Here is a 17,321-nt window from a genome sequence, read left to right as displayed (position 1 = left end):
CCGGACAACCGCAATGGCCCGCCCAAACTCCACCAGCCTGTTCAGTGCCGTCCTCGTTGGGCCGGCGCTCATCGGCGCCCTGACCAAGCTCGACCCGCGCAAGATGATCAAGAACCCGGTCATGTTCGTGGTCGAGGTCGTCGCCGCGCTCACCACCGTCCTGTTCATCCGTGACGTCGCGACCGGCGGCGCCAGCCTCGCCTTTTCCGGCCAGATCATCCTGTGGCTGTGGTTCACCGTGCTGTTCGCCAACTTCGCCGAGGCCATCGCCGAGGGACGTGGTAAGGCCCAGGCCGACAGCCTCCGGCGCACCCGCACCGAGACCATGGCCAAGCGCCTCAAGGGTACCGGCCGGGAGTTCGAGACCATCCCCGGCAACGACCTCAAGGTCGGCGACGTGGTCCTGGTGGAGGCTGGCGACATCATCCCGTCGGACGGCGAGGTGATCCTCGGCGTCGCCTCGGTCAACGAGGCCGCCATCACCGGCGAGTCCGCCCCCGTGATCCGTGAATCCGGCGGCGACCGTTCCGCGGTGACCGGCGGCACTCAGGTGCTTTCCGACGAGATCCGGGTCCGCATCACCGCCGCCGCCGGCTCGACTTTCGTCGACCGCATGATCGCCTTGGTCGAGGGCGCCTCGCGCCAGAAGACCCCGAACGAGATCGCGCTCAACATCCTGCTCGCGGGCCTCACCATCATCTTCGTCTTCGCGGTCGCCTCGATCCCGAGCTTCGCCTCCTATGCCGGAGGTGCCATTCCGTTGATCGTGCTGGTCGCCCTGTTCGTCACCTTGATCCCGACGACCATCGGCGCGCTCCTGTCGGCCATCGGCATCGCCGGCATGGACCGGCTGGTGCGCTTCAACGTGCTCGCCATGTCGGGACGCGCGGTGGAGGCGGCCGGCGACGTCGATACGCTGCTGCTGGACAAGACCGGTACCATCACGCTGGGCAACCGACAGGCCACCGAGTTCCGCCCGGTTCGTGGCGTCTCCGAGCAAGAACTCGCCGACGCCGCCCAGTTGGCGTCGCTCGCCGACGAGACCCCGGAGGGTCGCTCCATCGTGGTGCTGGCCAAGGACAAGTACGGCATCCGCGCCCGCGACATGGGAAGCCGCAACGCCACCTTCGTGCCGTTCACCGCCCAGACCCGGATGAGCGGCGTCGACCTCGACGGATCCTCCATCCGCAAGGGCGCCGTCGATTCCATCATCGCCTCGGTGAGCTCACAGCCGATGGCGACCCGTGGCTCCGGCGCGGCCCTGGCCTACAGCCCGGGCCTCGCCGACGAGACGGTGCGCGAGATCCAGTCCATCGCCGAGGACGTCGCCAAGGCGGGCGGAACCCCGCTCGCCGTGACGCGGGACGGCCGGCTTCTCGGCGTCGTCTACCTCAAGGACATCGTGAAGGGCGGCATTCGCGAGCGCTTCGCGGAACTGCGCCAGATGGGCATCCGCACGGTGATGATCACCGGCGACAACCCGATGACCGCGGCCGCCATCGCCGCCGAGGCCGGCGTCGACGACTTCCTCGCCCAGGCCACCCCGGAGGACAAGCTGGCGCTGATCCGCAAGGAGCAGGCGCAGGGCAAGCTCGTCGCCATGTGCGGCGACGGCACCAACGACGCCCCCGCGCTCGCCCAGGCCGATGTCGGTGTCGCCATGAACACCGGCACGGTGGCGGCCCGCGAGGCCGGCAACATGGTCGACCTCGACAGCGACCCGACCAAGCTCATCGAGATCGTCGGCATCGGCAAGCAGTTGCTGATGACCCGTGGGGCACTGACCACCTTCTCCATCGCCAACGACGTGGCCAAGTATTTCGCCATCATCCCGGCGATGTTCCTGGTGCTCTACCCGCAACTCCAGGCGCTGAACGTCATGGGCCTCGCATCACCGGAGAGTGCGATCCTCTCGGCCATCATCTTCAACGCGCTCATCATCGTCGTCCTGATCCCGCTGGCGCTTCGGGGCGTGTCCTACCGGGCGGTCGGGGCCGGCGCTCTCCTGCGCCGGAACCTCCTGATCTACGGGCTCGGCGGCATCCTGGTGCCCTTCGTCGGCATCAAGGCCATCGACCTGGCCATCACCGCCCTGCACCTCGTCTGAGCCGCCTCGAACCGCCACATAGGAGCACGCCATGTTGAACCACCTTCGCCCTGCCCTCGTCCTGCTGATCGCCCTGACGGCGATCACCGGGCTCGCCTATCCCCTCGCCATGACCGGCATCGCGGGGGTCGTCTTCCCGGCCAAGGCCGCCGGCAGCCTGATCGAGCGCGACGGCAAGGTCGTCGGTTCCAGCCTCATCGGGCAGTCCTTCACCAGCGACCGCTACTTCCAGGGCCGCCCCTCCGCCACGAGCGCCGCCGACCCGGCCGATGCCACGAAGACCGTCCCGTCGCCCTACAATGCGGCGAACTCCTCGGGCTCGAACCTCGGCCCGACCAGCGCCGCCCTTGCCGAGCGGGTGAAGGCGGATGTCGCGACGCGCCAGACCGAGAACCCCGGCCAGCCTGTCCCGGTCGACCTCGTCACCGCCAGCGGCTCGGGCCTCGACCCGGACGTCTCTCCCGATGCCGCTTTGTTCCAGGTGCCCCGCGTGGCCAAGGCGCGTAACCTCTCCGTGGATCAGGTTCGTTCCCTCGTGGACTCCCAGGTCCAGGGTCGCCTGCTGGGCATCCTCGGCGAACCTCGGGTGAACGTGCTCGCCCTCAACCTCGCCCTGGACGGCCTGGGTTCGAAGTAACCTCGCCGGATGACAGGCCACCCGATGTCGACGCCCCACCGCGACCCGGACCGTCCCTCGCCCGACGCGCTGCTGGAGGCCGCCCGTAGGGAAGAGCGCCATCGCGGCCGCCTCAAGATCTTCCTCGGTGCGGCCCCGGGGGTCGGCAAGACCTACGAGATGCTCACCGTCGGCCGCGCCCGACTCAAGGCCGGCACGGACGTCATCGTCGGCGTGGTCGAGACCCATGGGCGAGCCGAGACCGAGGCCCTGGTGGAGGGCTTCGAAGTCGTGGCCCGCCGTCCGGTTGCGTATCACGGCGCGGCGCTCGACGAGATGGACCTCGATGCGATCCTGGCGCGCCAGCCGGCGCTCGCCCTCGTGGACGAACTCGCCCACACCAACGCGCCGGGCTCGCGCCATCCGAAGCGCTACCAGGACGTGGAGGAACTGCTCGACGCCGGCATCGACGTCTACACCACCCTCAACATTCAGCACGTCGAGAGCCTCAACGACGTCGTCGCGCAGATCACCCGCATCCGGGTGCGCGAGACCGTGCCCGACGGTATCCTCGACCGGGCCGACGACATCGAGGTGGTCGACCTCAACCCCGACGACCTGATCCAGCGCCTCCGGGACGGCAAGGTCTACGTGAAGGGCAACGCCGAGCGCGCACTCAAGCACTACTTTTCGCGCGGCAACCTCACGGCGCTCCGGGAACTCGCCTTGCGAAGGACCGCCGACCGGGTCGACGACGAACTCCTCAACCACATGCGGGCCAACGCCATCGCGGGCCCATGGAGTGCGGGCGAGCGGGTCCTTGTCTGCATCAGCGAGGATCCGCGCTCCGCCGGCCTCGTGCGCCATGCCAAGCGCCTCGCCGACCGGCTGCACGCGCCCTGGACCGCCATCACGGTCGAAGGGCCCCGCAGCCTTTCCCTCGACGAAGCCGCGCGCGACCGCATCGCCGACACCCTGCGCCTCGCCGACCGCCTCGGCGGCGATGCCGTGACCCTGCCGGGCGGCCGACGCGTGGCCGACGACATCCTCGCCTATGCCCGCTCCACCAACGTCAACCACATCATCCTCGGCAAGGCCGACCGGTCCCCGGTGTTCGAGCTCCTCAACGGCTCTGTGGTGCACGACATCGTCCGCCGCTCGGGCAACATCAGCATCCACGTCATCACCGGCGAGGCCACGAAGGCTGAACCCGTCCCGCCGAAGACGGTCGCCACGGCACCGGCCAAGCCGCCGTTCGAGATCCTGGCTTACATCGTCGGCGTCCTAGCCACGGGAACGGCTCTCGGGCTCGCCCTCCTCGTCGAGCCTTACCTCGGCGTGGAGAACGCCGACCTCATCCTCCTGACCGCCATCGTGGCCGTCGCGGTGCGATCCGGCCTCGGGCCGTCCCTCGTCGCAGTCCTGGCGGCGTCGCTCTCCTACAATTTCTTCTTCCTGCCCCCGGTCTACACCCTCACCATCGCGGATCCGACCAACATCGCGGCCTTCCTCCTGTTCACGGTGGTGGCGGTGGTGGTCTCCAACCTCGCTTCGCGCTCGCGCCGGGAGGCCATGGTGTCGCATGGCCGCGCCAGGGCCACGGAGCGGCTCTACGGCTTCAGTCGCAAGCTCGCCGGTTGCGGCACCCTCGACGACGTCCTGTGGGCGACCTCGGCCCAGGTCGCCGCTATGCTGAAGGTCCGGGTGGTCGTCCTGCTGCCGGAGCAGGGGACGGTCTCGGTCCGCGCCGGCTTCCCCCCGGAGGACACGCTCGACGCGGCCGATCTCGGGGCCGCGACTTGGGCCTTCGACAACGAGCGCCCGGCCGGGCGGGGGGCCGACACCCTGCCGGGGGCCAAGCGCCTGTTCCTGCCGATGCGCACGGGCCGTGGCATCGTCGGGGTGATCGGCCTCGACACCGACGGTAGCGGGCCGATCCTCTCGCCCGAAAGCCGGCGCCTGTTCGACGCCCTGGCCGACATGGCGGCACTCGCCATCGAGCGCGTGCGTCTGGTGGAGGATCTCGACCGGGCCGAGCGCGCCGCCGAGACCGACCGCTTGCGCCAGGCCCTGCTCACGTCGATCTCGCACGACCTTCGCACGCCGCTGTCCTCGGTTCTCGGGGCGGCCACGACGCTGCGCGACCTCGACGAGGCGCTACCGCACGACGCAAAGGTCGACCTCCTTGCCACCATCATCGAGGAGTCCGAGAGGCTGAACCGCTTCATCGTCAACCTTCTCGACATGACCCGCCTGGAGGCCGGGGCGGTGGCTGCGAGCCTCACCCCGCAGGACGTCGGCGAGAGCGTCGATACCGCCCTTCGCCGCTTGGGCTCCATCCTCGCCGGCCACCAGGTACGCCTCGACCTACCGACCACGCTGCCGGCCCTGCGCCTCGACCCGGTCCTGTTCGAGCAGGTGCTGGTCAACCTCCTCGACAACGCCGCCAAATACGCCCCCGAAGGCTCCATCGTCACCGTCAGGGGCATCTCGGACCGTGATCAGGTCCGTCTGCAGATTCTCGACGAGGGCGATGGGCTGCCCGAGGCCGATGTGGAGCGGGTGTTCGACAAGTTCTACCGGGTCCGCAAGTCCGACAGCGTCCGGGCCGGGACGGGGCTCGGCCTCGCCATCGCCCGCGGGTTCGTCGAGGCCATGGGTGGTACGCTGACGGCGGCCAACCGCCGCGATCGCCTGGGCGCGGTCTTCACCATCCTCCTGCCCGTCCCCCCGGCGGGACACGTTCACTCGGATCTGGCGGCATGAGCATGAACATCCTCGTCATCGACGACGAGCCGCCGATCCGCAAGCTCCTGCGCATGGGCTTGGCCACCCAGGGCTACCAGACCTTCGAGGCACCCAACGGACGGACAGCCCTCGATGTCCTGTCCCGCGAGACGGTCAACTTGATCATCCTCGACCTCGGCCTGCCGGACATGCGCGGGCACGACCTGCTCCGCGTCATCCGCAAGGATTTTCGCGATCTCCCGGTCGTCGTCCTGTCGAGCCGCGACGACGAGGCCGGCAAGGTCGAGGCCCTCGACCTCGGTGCCGACGACTACGTCACCAAGCCCTTCGGCATGGGCGAGCTCCTGGCGCGCATCCGCGCGGCCTTGCGCCACCAGCTCGCGGTCCAGGGCGAGCGCGCCCTGTTCGAGGTCGACGGCCTCAGCGTCGACCTGGTGCGCCGCCTCGTCCGGGTGCGCGGCGCGGACGTCAAGCTGACCCCGCGCGAGTACGACTTCCTGCGCGTCCTGATCCAGCATGCCGGCAAGGCCCTGACCCACGCCCAGCTCATGAGCGCGGTCTCGACCTCGTCGGACCCGCAGTACCTGCGGGTTTACATGCGCCAACTTCGCCTCAAGCTGGAGGCCGATCCCGAGCGCCCCCGTATCCTCCTCACCGAGACCGGTGTCGGCTACCGGCTCCGGTCCCCAGACGACGAGGCCCAGGCCTGATGGCGGGTTTCGCCGCGCATGAAGGCGAATCCTTCAAGATCCTTCCGGACCCGGGCGTCTGAGCGAGCCCCTCGACTCTTACCGCAGTCCCGCGACCGAGCCGACCCGAATGACCATCGACGACATTTTATCGCCCGACCAAGTCGCCGTCGGGGTACGCACGGCGAGCAAGGCCGCGCTCCTGGACGACCTGGCGCGCCGGGCCGCCCAGGCGCTCGGCCTCGATCCCGGGTCGCTGCGGACGGCGCTAGAAAAGCGCGAGGGCCTCGGCTCGACGGGAGTCGGGGATGGCATCGCGCTGCCGCACGCCCGGCTGGAAGGCGTCAGGCGACCATTCGGATGCCTTGTACGCCTGCGCGATGCGGTGAACTTCGATGCCATCGACGAACGGCCGGTGGACCTCGTCTTCCTCCTGCTGCTCCCGAACAATGCGCAGGGCACGCAACTCAACGCCCTGACCTGCGTCGCCCGCCGGATGCGGGATCCCGAGGCGGCGGCGGCGATGCGGGGAGCCCGAGATGCCAGCGCGCTGTACGCGACCATGAGGGGCAGCCGCACGGCACCGTGACAGCCTCCAGGCTGTCTATCCAACGACACTGGATGCCGTGCACCCTAACCGTCCATGATGGGTGGTTTCCCACCTGTCCGATCTCGGAAAGCAAAACACAAGAAGCGGACGTTTGCTCCGGAAGCGTGGGTAGGCCGCTACGCTTCCATGTCAGCCATTCGGAGTCCACTCATGGCCGGGGGAAGCGAAGCGCCCCCCGACAGGTACCCGCCTTTCAGATGCTCGGGTGCAGGCCGCGGACCGGGCTCACGCCTTCCAGCACCGAGGCGGCATGAAGGATGGTGGTCTCCGCCTGCCAGCTGCTCACCAACTGCACGTTGATGGGCAGACCCTCGCGGCTGGTCCCGAAGCGCATCGACAGGCCCGGCAGGCCGGTCACGTTGAGGGGCACGGTCGCACCTTGCAGGTAGGTCAGGTCGACGGTTTCGCCGTTGATGACGAGTTCCTGGATGCCGTGTCTATGCGCTGGGACGGGTAGCACGGGGGTCAGGAGGACGTCGTGGTCCCTGAAGTAGGCGGCATAGCCATCCCGGAGACGCTCCGCTGCCTGCTCCGCCGCGATGTAATCCCCCATCGTTGTGGCGGGCAGCGACAGCATGGTCTTCGCCATTTTGTAGATCTCATCCTCGGGACGGCCAGCAATCGCCTCCCGGAAGGCCGGCTTCATCTCCATGACGTGAAGCTTGTTGAACACGTCGAGGGCGAAGTCGCGCTCCAGCGCCGGGATGTGGACCTCTTCTACGTGGTGACCTTCGCCCTTGAGGGCTTCTGCTGCCGCCCGAACGGTCGCAGCGACTTCCGCGTCGATGGGTCCGAAGCCCGGCCCGACCATCCAGCCGACCTTGAGCTTGCGATCCGGCACGGTACCAACGCCGGCATCGAACGGAACGGCGCTTGTCGCGAAGGCGTCCAATCCGTCGGGGCCTGCCAGCTGCGAGAAGGCGAGCGCGAGGTCACGGATGCTGCGCGCCATCGGGCCGACATGCCAGAAGCGGCGGGGCGCCCGCGGCCAGATGCCGGTCATCGGCACACGTCCGTGCGTCGCCTTCAGGGAAACGATGCCGGTCTGCGCCGCCGGTCCGCGTACCGAGATGGCGAGGTCGGTGCCGAGGCCCAGGGGCGACATGCCCGCCGCGATGGCCGCGGACTCGCCGCCGCTCGAACCACCGGGCGTGCGGTCGAGGTCCCAGGGATTGTTCGAGCGGCCGGAGAGCAGATTGTCGCTCTCGATCCAATAGGAGAACTCGGGAAGGTTGGTCTTGGCGAGCAGGATGCCGCCGGCCTTCTTCATGCGGGCGACGCTGGTCGCGTCGGTATCCGGCACGCGGCCCCGGAAGATGGGCGAACCGCGCTGGGTCATCACGCCAGCAGTGTCGATGGAGTCCTTCACGGTGAAGGGCACGCCGTGCAAAGGACCGAGTTCCCTGCCCGCCATGACCGCCGCCTCGGCTTCCTTCGCGGCGGAAAGCGCACCCTCTGCGATGGTGACGATGGCGTTGACCTTGGGGTCGACTGCCTCGATGCGGTCGAGATGCGCCTTGACGACCTCGACCGGCGAAACCTGCCGGGTGCGGATCAATTCGGCGAGCCGGGTTGCGTCCGAAAAGATGACGTCGGTGGTCATGGGCTGGGTTCCTTCGATGTCGCCGATGCGGGTGGATCGCCCTGGCTCGGCCGGGCGACGATCATGGATGGTGGACGGATGGTCGGGTGCGGGCGCCCCCGGGGGCGCCCGCGTCCTCAGCGGTTCGCGAGGTGTGCGACGAGACGCTCGGCGGCGGGGCCGGAGGAGGCCGGGTTCTGGCCGGTGATGAGCAGGCCGTCGGTCACGACGAAGGGTCCCCAGTCGGCTCCCTTGGCGTAGAGGCCTCCGTTCCGCTTGAGCTCGTCCTCGACCAGGAACGGAACCACCTGGGTGAGACCGACAGCCTCCTCCTCGCTGTTCGTGAAGCCGGTGACGTTCCGATTTTCGACGAGGGGCTTCCCGCCTTCCGCCTTGGCATGGCGCAGGACGCCGGGGGCGTGACAGACCAGGGCTACGGGCTTGCCGGCGCCGAGCGTTGTCTCAATCAGCCTGACCGAGGCCGGGTCTTCGGCGAGGTCCCAGAGGGGCCCGTGACCGCCGGGATAGAAAACAGCATCGAAGCCCTCATGGCCGATGGCGTCGAGCCGACCCGTCTCGGCGAGCACCGCCATGGCCGCCGCGTCGGCTTCGAAGCGGCGCGTTGTGTCGGTCTGGAAGCTCGGCTCGGCGCTCTTCGGATCGAGCGGCGGGCGGCCGCCCTCGGGCGACACCAGGACCACCTCCGCGCCTGCATCCTTGAACACGTAGTAGGGGGCCGCAAGCTCCTCCAGCCAGAAGCCGGTCTTCCGGCCGGTGTCGCCGAGGCTGTCATGCGAGGTCAGCACCATGAGGATCTTCATTGTCGTTCTCCGTGTCTTTCGCTGGGGTGTGAGGAAAATCTTGGGTTTCGGGCTGTTCGCCGGGGCCTCGCTCGGCGCCGGCTTGATGAAGGTGGGCCGGTGTTATTGCGCCTTCGCGGTATGTCCCACGGTCGGTTCGCACGCTGGCGCCGCTTGCATGAGACGGAGTTCGGGGTTCGCGCCGCGAACCTCCTCGAACCGGGCCATGCGTACTGCGCCGATGGTCTCCAGGGGGATCCGCTCCTGCGCCGTCGCCTCCGGCGTGGTGAGCAGCGCCATCAGCCCGGCCACGGTGAAGGGCGCGGCGACTGATGTCTTCGTGTGGTGGTGCATGGGTTTTACCCTCTGGGTTCTGTTGGTTGGCCGGCCCAGGAACGATAGTTAGCTTCTAATTGAAGTAGACCGGTCGTCTTGGAAATAGGCGCATTAAAGAGACGTCTCCGGCGGCTTTGGAACACGGTGGACTAGTGCGACGCGAGGCCAAGGATACGCCGGGTCGTCCCCATTGCAGCCTCGAACGGTGCGTCGGTCCGAACGATCTTGGCCATCAGGCTCGCACCAAGCCAGATGTGGTACAGGTCCTCAGCGGTCGTATGCGGTTCACTCTCGACCGTGAGCGAGCCTTCCGCCACGCCCGCCGCAATGGATCGCGACAGCCGTTCGATAATCGCGGCCGTGCCGCCTTTCAGGGCGAGGCGCATCGGCTCGGACAGGTCCGAGACCTCTGCCGCAAGCTTCACCGCAAGGCACTTGCGCTGGTAGTCGATGCTCCCCTGCGTGGACTGCCATTTCCGCCAGTAGTTCATCAGGCGCTCGGCATGTCCTACGCCCGGCTCGGCAAGCGTCGCGTCAAGGTCGGCGAGATAGGTTTCGAAGTAGTCCGCCAGGAGGGCCTCGCCGAAAGCCTCCTTGGAGCCGAAGTAGTGGTAGAACGACCCCTTCGGCACGCCGGCCGAGGTCAGTATCTCGTTCAGGCCAACCCCGGAGAACCCCTTGGCACCCACAAGACCGTAGGCGGTGTCGAGGATGCCCTGTCGAGTGTCGGTATGTGCGGTGACGCGTGCCATGACGATGAGATAAACCTGATTAGACCGGTCGTCTAGTGCCGGGGCGAATTTTTTGTTTGGAGGGATCGCTAGCGTAGGCTGTGAAGTCTGGCTGCTTCCAGAATCACCGCGGCACGTCTCATTGCTGATGTCCGCTTTTAGGAAGCGTGCGCGTCGCCGACTTCGACCAAATCGGGTCGGGAGCGGGACGTCCGGTTGAGGGCGAAAGACAAAGGTCCGCTCCCCGCCCATCTCGGACGCACAGCGTCAGCCCTCCCCCTCGGTCTCGAGGCCGAGCAGAATGATGGCGACCACGGATTTAGTCACTTCGCAGCCTGGGTCCGTACGGTGAGCTTGTTTCCATCCGGATCGCGAAGGTAAGCGACAAAGGACCCGTTCGGGCGCTCTGCGGGAGGGCTTTCGATGGCGGCGCCACCATGCGCGGTGCCGGCCTGATGCCACGCCAGAACATGCTCGCGGCTTGATGCGGCGATACCGATGGTTCCGCCGTTGGCCACTGTCGCCGGCTTGCCATCGATGGGGTTCGTGATCATCAGCCGCCCGCCCTCGTGGTGGTAGATCAGCCTGCCTCGGGGGTCCATCACGCCGGGCTTCCCTCCCAACGCGACGAATGTGGCATCGTAGAAGCTCCGAGCCAGGTCCAGATCGTTGCTGCCGATCATGACGTGGGTGAACATACTTTCTCTCCGTAGAGGGGCAGCACGGGATAGCCGTGGTAGAGCGCGGCGACGAGCCTTTGCCGATGGCATACCCGCATGTCCCAAGTCGCTAAACGACCGCTCATCAGCAGACCAGAAAATCGGCATAGCCCGCAACAGCGGGGCGCTTAGGCTTCTCGTAGTACCCGATACACCTGCATACGGGAGCAGCCCAAGGCCACAGCGATTGCTGCGGCGCCGCTGCCTGCTGATGCCATTGCCTTGATCCGATGACGGTCGAGGCGGCGCTTGCCACCGGCATACGCGCCACTGCCCTTCGCGCGCTCGATGCCCTCGCGCTGGCGCTCTTTGATGAACCGTCGTTCCATTTGCGCGACCATGCCGTGTTCCGGTCAGTACTCTCCCTCATCGGGAATGCTGAGCACGGTCCCGCAAGCCTTGCAGTGAACCGCATCTGGCTCATGCCTCTGTAAAGCGCAGGCCGGACAGGGATGCCTTACCTTGTTGGGACGAAACAGAACTTGAGCGAGGCGCAGAAATAGCGTCACTCCGCATATCATCACCACGACGGACAGTAAGCGACCAGACGTGCCAGGCAAGGTCACGTCGCCGTAGCCGGTGGTGGTGAGTGAGGTGACGGTGAAGTACAAGGCATCGACGTAGTTGGCGATAGCCGGATTGGTGCGGTGCTGAGTTGCGTATACGAGCCCCGTCATCACGAAGACGAACACCGAAAGGTTGGCGGCGGCGAGGATCACTTCCTCGTTGCGGCGGAAAAACCCGCTATCGGAGCGCAGGCGGTCGAGGAGTTGATAGGTTCTCAGCAGCCGTAAGGTTCGCAGGATACGCAGAAACCCGGCCCCTTCGCCGACGATGGGGGCAAGGAAGGAGACCAATGCGGCGATGTCGGCCCAGGTGGTCGGACGTAGCAATTCCCGCCAGCGGTGCCGTTCGATGGAAAATCGGGCGACGAAGTCCGTGAGCACTGCAAGGCCGATGAGGACATCGAGGCCTTCCACGACCGGCGCCCTTGGAATGAACGACGACACCACAATGAAAAGGATCGTCGCGATGTCGAAGACAAGCAGGCCGTAGCGAAATCGGTGTGCCCTGTCGCTATCGCCCTCGTACAGGTCTCTCAGACGGTGCTTGATCGCTTCCATAAGGGTCTCTACCCGCCCCAGCGCTCGTCGTCCCGCGCCGCTTACACATGTGCCTTAGGGGGGCGTCCTACAAAACGTCCGGGCTGGCGATCTATGACACCATTCCGTGCGTTAGGGGGCGAAGCATCCCCTTGGTAGTGCCCCGGTGTCACGGCGCCAACCATCCACCGACCAGGACCGGCAGTATGAATGACCCGAAGGAAGTTTAGCTGAAACTTGCCTGCGATGGGCCCGACTTGGAGGGCTTGGAACCCCACCCCCGGCTCAAGGGTGCGAAGGCGAGTTCCACGGCACAGCTTAGCTCGGTCTACTTCAATACGGACGATCAATGCCTCCGCAAAGCCGGTTTCATTCTGCGTGCGAGAAGCGATAACAGGCGCTACGTTCAGACGACGAAGTCTGCCGGGGATGGCCTGTTCGAGCGTTCCGAATGGGAGCAATCGGTCCCAGGTCCGGAGCCGGAGACTGATGCTCTCGACGACACGCCCCTGGCGGCCGTGCTTGGCAAAAAATCGCGTCGGAAGCCGCAGTTCACCGTGACGGTCGAGCGACAGATCTACGAGGTCGAGGAGGGTGTTTCCCTCATCGAGGTGGCCCTCGACAGCGGCAGGATCAAAAAGGGTAAAGGCACTGCAAAGGCTGTTCTGCTCAGCGAGATCGAGTTGGAGCTGAATCATGGCATACGCTCCGATCTTTTTGCCCTGGCGCACTCGCTCGTCGCGGATGTACCGGTGCGCCTCGGCGTCAGGAGCAAGGCTAAACGGGGCTATGCCCTTTTGGCAGGCGAGCCCGACCAGGCCCGCAAGGCTGAACCCATCGCCCTGAGTGAGGACACTACTGCTGCCGAAGCGTTCGTAGCTGTCGCGCATGCTTGTCTGCGCCACATGCGACTGAACGAGGACGTCCTTCTCGATCACCGGGACCCGAATGCGTTGCACCAGACCCGAGTGGCGATCCGGCGGCTTCGGTCCGCATTTTCGTTGTTCGGCGACCTGATCCGCGATTCACAGTCGGAGCAGCTTCGAGCGGAGCTCAAACGCCTATCTGCCCCCGTTGGCAACGCGCGCAACCTCGATGTCTTTCTCACGAAGACGCTTCCAAAAGAGCGCGCCCGCCATCCTGATGAGATCGGCTTGCTCAGCTTGGGCGGCATTTTGAGGCGCAGCGCACGGAAGCCTATGCAGCCTTCTTGACGATGCTGAATTCGGACGAATGGCGCCGCTTCGTGCTGGATCTCGTTTTCTGGATCAATGCTGGGCCATGGCTCATCGACACAGGGGCTAAATCGGCTCGCGAGCGAAATCAATCAGCGAAGGCTATTACCGTCAGTGTCTTGGAGAAGCGCCGACGCCAGGTAAAAAAGCGGGGTCGCAAGCTCGACACGCTCAGTTCGGAGAGTCGTCACCAGGTTCGGATCGCAGCCAAGAAATTGCGTTACGGCGCGGAGTTTTTCGCCGGCCTCTATCGGGGAAAGAAGGCCACGAAACGTCATGCTGCGTTCGTATCAGCGCTTTCGGAGCTGCAAGACGGCCTCGGCGAATTGAACGACATCGCAACGGGGCACGAACTTCTCCACGACCTCACCGATACCGAGCTGAAAGCAGGGTCGGCAGTCTTTGCTGCGGGCATGACAGCTGCCGACATCGAAGCGCGAGGTGCCAAGCTGCTAAAAACTGCCAGCCGCGCTCCTGATGAACTCGTCGATATGCGTCCCTTCTGGCGTTAGGGCCGAGAATTATCGAAGCTCGTCGGCCGCTGAGTCCGTCAGGTCCGGCCTTCAGGGCCTGTGGGTGGGCATCTCAGCACCTCCTCGATCTCCTCCTTGGTTTTGCCGCGGACGGAGTACCCCATCTGCTCAAATCGCTCGATCAGGGTGTCGCTTTTGCAAGCGGCACCCGCAGCCCATTCGGCCAACATCGTGTTCATGGAGCTGAGGCGGTTACCCGCGCCACCGGCCGCGCTCGCAGCATGAGCGCGGTCACCTCGCGTAGTATCCGTCATCTCAAAACACGTGTCGCAGGATGAAGAAGAGGACGCCTGCCAGGGTGATGGCGGCGGGTAGCGTCAGCACCCAGGCCAACGCCATGTTGCGGACGGTGGACATCTGCAGGCCCGAGCCGTTGGCCGCCATGGTGCCGGCGACGCCGCTCGACAGGATGTGGGTGGTCGAGACCGGCAGGCCGTAGAGTTCGGCAAGGCCGATGGTGCCGGCGGCCACCATCTCGGCGGACGCACCCTGGGCGTAGGTGAGATGGGTCTTGCCGATCTTCTCGCCTACGGTGACGACGATGCGCTTCCAGCCGACCATGGTGCCGAGGCCGAGGGCCAAGGCGACGCAGACCTTGACCCAGGTCGGAATGTAGCGGGTCCCGTCGTTAAGGAGGCCGGTATAGGCCTTCAGGGTGCCGGTCTCGGCCTCCGAGAACGTCGCGCCGTTCTTCGGCAGGAGCCGGATCGCGTCGGCGGCGAGATACATGTCGTTGCGCAGGTTCGAGGTCGCCGCCGCCGGCACCTGCTTGATGGCGCCGTAGCCCTTCACGTTGTCGGCGATGTCGGTGGAGAGCGCGGCGAGCGCCCCGTACACGGCAGGCCGGTTCAGGTCCTTGGTCTTCAGGGCTTCCGACACCTGCTTGCGAGCCTCGGCGGCATCGGGCTTCGGCCCGTTCCCGGCATGGCTCGCGAACACCGTGCTGGCGTTCTGGGAGGTCTGGATGAAGGCCGGGGTGGTGTCGTCCGACATCGTGCGGTTAAGGGCGTAGGCGGTGGGGGCCGCGCCGATGAGAATGAGCATGATCAGGCCCATGCCCTTCTGGCCGTCATTGCCGCCATGGAAGAACGACACGAGGGTGCAGGTCAGGATCAGTAGGCTGCGGATCCACAAAGGCGGCGGGGTTTCGCCCTTGGGGGCCTCGTAGAGATCCTTGCGGCGCACCGTGAACTTGAGGGCCAGCAGAAGCAGGGCGGCGGCGAAGAACCCGATGACGGGGCTGAACAGCAGCGCCTTGAACACGCCGAAGGCCTGCGCCCAGTCGACGCCCGAAGTGGCCTGTCCTTCGGGGGCCATCAGCTGGTTGGCGAGGCCGACGCCGATGACCGATCCGATCAGGGCATGGGACGACGAGTTCGGCAGGCCGAAGGCCCAGGTGCCGAGGTTCCAGAGGATCGCCGCGATGAGCAGCGCGAAGATCATGGCGTAACCGGCTGAGGACCCGACCTGCAGGATCAGTTCCACCGGCAGCAGGGTGACGATGGCATAGGCGACCGCGCCGGACGACAGCATCACACCGAGGAAGTTGAAGGCGCCTGACCAAATCACTGCGACGAGCGGCGGCATCGAGTGGGTGTAGATCACGGTAGCCACGGCGTTGGCGGTGTCGTGGAACCCGTTCACGAACTCGAAGGCCAGAGCGATGAGCAGAGCCAGGCCGAGCAGTGCGAAGGCGCCGATGGCGAGAGGCGACTGGCCCACCGCGTTCATGTCGGTCACGAGGCTGTAGAGCGCGTAGGCCAATCCGGCGACTAGGACGAGCAGGAAGGCGATGACCCCGCCGGGGTGAATGCCGTGATCGAGCTTTGGCCCTGCGGCGGGCGCAATGGCGCCCTTCGGCAAGCCAGTCGGAGCAGCAACGGCGTCGGACATGATGGCCTCAGGACCCTAGGGATCAGTAATCCTGCCAGTAGGTCGCGCTCATAACAGTCCTGTGACACGTATTCGAAATTCTCCTCCCTCGACGGATTACGGCAGAGACCTCGAACGTAATGCGCCGGCATTCCTGTCGAGCCTGGACTGGCGATAGGCCAGGTGACATCCGCATGCAGCCAGACCAAGCAACCGGCATGGCCTGCTCCAGCCGGACCGTGAGGATTCGCGAAGCACCCGATAAACCTGCATGCGGGAGCGGCCCAAGGCCACAGCGGTCGCTGCTGCTCCATTGCCGGCCTTCGACAACGTCATGATCCGGTCGCGGTCGACGCGGCGCTTGCTGCCGGCATACACACCGCTGCCCGTCGCGTGCTCGATGCCCTCGCGCTGGCGCTCCTCGATGAACCGCCGTAGGAACTCAAGTACCGTCGCCAACTCGACCCGGCCGTCGCGGCTGCCGCCCGAGATCTTCTCCGAACGGATGACCCCGCAGCCTTCGGCCTTCAACCGGGCGACTTGCCCATCAAGATCCTGTCGAGGGTGCTGACGCGAGCGTAACCGATGCGGGCAATAGCTTGTAACCTCAGGCTTTAGGCCTGAGGTTACCTTGTCATAAATAGCCGGTGTCACCCCAGATATTACGATGACCGGCGCCAGCTGTGTTACGTGACGCCAGGGTGTACCCTAGGGTCTGGACTCAATCAGCACCAGAAGGCGATGACAGCGGCGAGTGCGACGGCGGAGGCATAGTTGCGGGCCAGCTTGTCGTATCGGGTGGCGATACGACGGAAGTCTTTGAGNGAGAAGGTAGGGTCTGGACTCAATCAGCACCAGAAGGCGATGACAGCGGCGAGTGCGACGGCGGAGGCATAGTTGCGGGCCAGCTTGTCGTATCGGGTGGCGATACGACGGAAGTCTTTGAGGCGGCAGAAGGTGGCCTCGACGCGCCAGCGCTCGCGATAGCGGCGCTTGTCGTGGCGGATCTTGCGTTTGCGRCTGCGTTTGCCTGGAATGACGGGRGTGATGCCCTTCTCCCGYAGATCGGCGCGCAGCCAGTCKGCGTCGTAGCCCTTGTCGGCGGTCAGGCGGCGGATACGGCCTGGGGCTTCGGCCAGCACGTCCGGGGCTGTACGGACGTCGCTGGYGTTGCCGGATGTCAGCAGGAGGACGCCGGGGCGTCCGAGGACATCGGTGAGGGCGTGGATCTTGGTCGTCCGGCCCCCACGCGACGGGCCGATGGCCTGCGCTTTGCCCCGGGCCGGTGGGCCCGGCGTTGCCGGATGTCAGCAGGAGGACGCCGGGGCGTCCGAGGACATCGGTGAGGGCGTGGATCTTGGTCGTCCGGCCCCCACGCGACGGGCCGATGGCCTGCGCTTTGCCCCCCCTTTACCGCCGTGGGCGGAGCGATGCGCTTTGACGTAAGTGCTGTCGATGGCTGCCGCTTCGCCCGACCACCCGGCCTTGGCCAAGGCGGCCAGCATCGCYCGCCAGAACCCGCGCCGAGACCACCGGTTGAAGCGATTGTAGACCGTGGTGCGTGGACCGTACTCCGCCGGGCAATCTTGCCAGCGGCAGCCTGAGGTGAGCACATGCAGCATGCCCGAGATGATCTTCCG

General features: G+C 66.1%; 14 protein-coding genes and 5 pseudogenes. 7 read left to right on the top strand and 12 right to left on the bottom strand.

Translation table 11 applies throughout. The annotated features are described in order from the left end of the window. The first annotated feature begins 13 nt into the window (after nucleotides 1-13). The 5 genes from kdpB to ASF26_RS08670 all read left to right on the top strand — a co-directional run bounded on the left by kdpB (nucleotide 14) and on the right by ASF26_RS08670 (nucleotide 6,749). The gene (kdpB, locus tag ASF26_RS08690; RefSeq protein WP_056252283.1) at nucleotides 14-2,107 is read left to right on the top strand and encodes a potassium-transporting ATPase subunit KdpB; all 2,094 of its coding nucleotides are present in this window, start codon (nucleotides 14-16) and stop codon (nucleotides 2,105-2,107) included. 31 nt (nucleotides 2,108-2,138) lie between these two features. After that, complete coding sequence (locus tag ASF26_RS08685) at nucleotides 2,139-2,744, top strand: K(+)-transporting ATPase subunit C (RefSeq protein ID WP_056252280.1); 606 nt, start codon at nucleotides 2,139-2,141, stop codon at nucleotides 2,742-2,744. Nucleotides 2,745-2,768: 24 nt separating this feature from the next. Continuing rightward, nucleotides 2,769-5,489 carry a sensor histidine kinase KdpD gene (locus tag ASF26_RS08680; protein WP_056252276.1) on the top strand — a complete coding sequence of 907 codons (2,721 nt, stop codon included), beginning with the start codon at nucleotides 2,769-2,771 and terminating at the stop codon, nucleotides 5,487-5,489. Next, a complete protein-coding gene (locus ASF26_RS08675) occupies nucleotides 5,486-6,181 on the top strand; it encodes a response regulator transcription factor (protein WP_056252271.1) in 696 nt (231 codons plus the stop codon). Before ASF26_RS08680 ends, ASF26_RS08675 begins: the two co-directional genes overlap by 4 nt. A 109-nt stretch (nucleotides 6,182-6,290) precedes the next feature. Beyond that, entirely contained in the window at nucleotides 6,291-6,749 is a 459-nt protein-coding gene (locus tag ASF26_RS08670; RefSeq protein ID WP_056252268.1) for a PTS sugar transporter subunit IIA, read from the top strand. Between the two features lie 214 nt (nucleotides 6,750-6,963). Here the strand turns inward: ASF26_RS08670 and ASF26_RS08665 are convergent, their stop codons facing one another. The 7 genes and pseudogenes from ASF26_RS08665 to ASF26_RS08635 form a co-directional block, all read right to left on the bottom strand. After that, complete coding sequence (locus tag ASF26_RS08665; RefSeq protein WP_056252265.1) at nucleotides 6,964-8,373, bottom strand: amidase; 1,410 nt, start codon at nucleotides 8,371-8,373, stop codon at nucleotides 6,964-6,966. 116 nt (nucleotides 8,374-8,489) lie between these two features. After that, entirely contained in the window at nucleotides 8,490-9,173 is a 684-nt protein-coding gene (locus ASF26_RS08660; protein WP_056252262.1) for a type 1 glutamine amidotransferase domain-containing protein, read from the bottom strand. 102 nt (nucleotides 9,174-9,275) lie between these two features. Next, nucleotides 9,276-9,506, bottom strand: a complete 231-nt coding sequence (locus tag ASF26_RS08655) for a hypothetical protein (protein WP_056252259.1) — start codon at nucleotides 9,504-9,506, stop codon at nucleotides 9,276-9,278. 131 nt (nucleotides 9,507-9,637) lie between these two features. Continuing rightward, complete coding sequence (locus ASF26_RS08650) at nucleotides 9,638-10,240, bottom strand: TetR/AcrR family transcriptional regulator (protein WP_056252256.1); 603 nt, start codon at nucleotides 10,238-10,240, stop codon at nucleotides 9,638-9,640. Between the two features lie 302 nt (nucleotides 10,241-10,542). Continuing rightward, a complete protein-coding gene (locus tag ASF26_RS08645) occupies nucleotides 10,543-10,917 on the bottom strand; it encodes a VOC family protein (protein ID WP_056252253.1) in 375 nt (124 codons plus the stop codon). A 149-nt stretch (nucleotides 10,918-11,066) separates the two neighbouring features. Continuing rightward, a pseudogene (locus ASF26_RS08640) lies at nucleotides 11,067-11,282 on the bottom strand (helix-turn-helix domain-containing protein); the annotation flags it as partial. Between the two features lie 9 nt (nucleotides 11,283-11,291). Beyond that, on the bottom strand, nucleotides 11,292-12,062 hold the full coding sequence (locus ASF26_RS08635) for a potassium channel family protein (RefSeq protein ID WP_056252250.1): 771 nt from the start codon (nucleotides 12,060-12,062) through the stop codon (nucleotides 11,292-11,294). Nucleotides 12,063-12,307: 245 nt separating this feature from the next. On the opposite strand from ASF26_RS08635, the gene ASF26_RS23650 reads away from it, so the two are divergent. Both ASF26_RS23650 and ASF26_RS23645 read left to right on the top strand, forming a co-directional pair. Continuing rightward, entirely contained in the window at nucleotides 12,308-13,255 is a 948-nt protein-coding gene (locus ASF26_RS23650) for a CHAD domain-containing protein (RefSeq protein WP_280136349.1), read from the top strand. Continuing rightward, a complete protein-coding gene (locus ASF26_RS23645; RefSeq protein ID WP_280136348.1) occupies nucleotides 13,252-13,788 on the top strand; it encodes a CHAD domain-containing protein in 537 nt (178 codons plus the stop codon). The genes ASF26_RS23650 and ASF26_RS23645 overlap by 4 nt, the downstream gene beginning before the upstream one ends. 276 nt (nucleotides 13,789-14,064) lie before the next feature. Here ASF26_RS23645 and ASF26_RS08620 read toward each other — a convergent pair whose 3' ends face one another. The 5 genes and pseudogenes from ASF26_RS08620 to ASF26_RS21955 all read right to left on the bottom strand — a co-directional run. Continuing rightward, entirely contained in the window at nucleotides 14,065-15,702 is a 1,638-nt protein-coding gene (locus ASF26_RS08620) for an inorganic phosphate transporter (protein ID WP_056252244.1), read from the bottom strand. 225 nt (nucleotides 15,703-15,927) lie between these two features. Next, a pseudogene (locus tag ASF26_RS08615) lies at nucleotides 15,928-16,277 on the bottom strand (recombinase family protein); the annotation flags it as partial. 129 nt (nucleotides 16,278-16,406) lie between these two features. After that, nucleotides 16,407-16,505, bottom strand: a pseudogene (locus ASF26_RS22630) (IS5/IS1182 family transposase); the annotation flags it as partial. A gap of 24 nt (nucleotides 16,506-16,529) precedes the next feature. Then, nucleotides 16,530-16,949, bottom strand: a pseudogene (locus tag ASF26_RS08610) (IS5 family transposase); the annotation flags it as partial. 85 nt (nucleotides 16,950-17,034) lie between these two features. Continuing rightward, a pseudogene (locus ASF26_RS21955) lies at nucleotides 17,035-17,321 on the bottom strand (transposase); the annotation flags it as partial.

It is taken from the genome of Methylobacterium sp. Leaf93, assembly GCF_001422345.1.
Taxonomy (GTDB): Bacteria; Pseudomonadota; Alphaproteobacteria; order Rhizobiales; family Beijerinckiaceae; genus Methylobacterium; species Methylobacterium bullatum.
This window is presented reverse-complemented; position numbering and strand designations above follow the sequence as displayed.

What these genes read in the sequence shown, in the direction of transcription:
- ASF26_RS08665 (WP_056252265.1), bottom strand. Translation starts at nt 8,373, where the DNA reads ATGACCACCGACGTCATCTTTTCGGACGCAACCCGGCTCGCCGAATTG.
- ASF26_RS08620 (WP_056252244.1), bottom strand. Translation starts at nt 15,702, where the DNA reads ATGTCCGACGCCGTTGCTGCTCCGACTGGCTTGCCGAAGGGCGCCATT.
- ASF26_RS08675 (WP_056252271.1), top strand. Translation starts at nt 5,486, where the DNA reads ATGAGCATGAACATCCTCGTCATCGACGACGAGCCGCCGATCCGCAAG.
- ASF26_RS08680 (WP_056252276.1), top strand. Translation starts at nt 2,769, where the DNA reads ATGTCGACGCCCCACCGCGACCCGGACCGTCCCTCGCCCGACGCGCTG.
- ASF26_RS08685 (WP_056252280.1), top strand. Translation starts at nt 2,139, where the DNA reads ATGTTGAACCACCTTCGCCCTGCCCTCGTCCTGCTGATCGCCCTGACG.
- ASF26_RS08660 (WP_056252262.1), bottom strand. Translation starts at nt 9,173, where the DNA reads ATGAAGATCCTCATGGTGCTGACCTCGCATGACAGCCTCGGCGACACC.
- ASF26_RS08655 (WP_056252259.1), bottom strand. Translation starts at nt 9,506, where the DNA reads ATGCACCACCACACGAAGACATCAGTCGCCGCGCCCTTCACCGTGGCC.
- ASF26_RS08635 (WP_056252250.1), bottom strand. Translation starts at nt 12,062, where the DNA reads ATGGAAGCGATCAAGCACCGTCTGAGAGACCTGTACGAGGGCGATAGC.
- ASF26_RS08645 (WP_056252253.1), bottom strand. Translation starts at nt 10,917, where the DNA reads ATGTTCACCCACGTCATGATCGGCAGCAACGATCTGGACCTGGCTCGG.
- ASF26_RS08650 (WP_056252256.1), bottom strand. Translation starts at nt 10,240, where the DNA reads ATGGCACGCGTCACCGCACATACCGACACTCGACAGGGCATCCTCGAC.
- kdpB (WP_056252283.1), top strand. Translation starts at nt 14, where the DNA reads ATGGCCCGCCCAAACTCCACCAGCCTGTTCAGTGCCGTCCTCGTTGGG.
- ASF26_RS08670 (WP_056252268.1), top strand. Translation starts at nt 6,291, where the DNA reads ATGACCATCGACGACATTTTATCGCCCGACCAAGTCGCCGTCGGGGTA.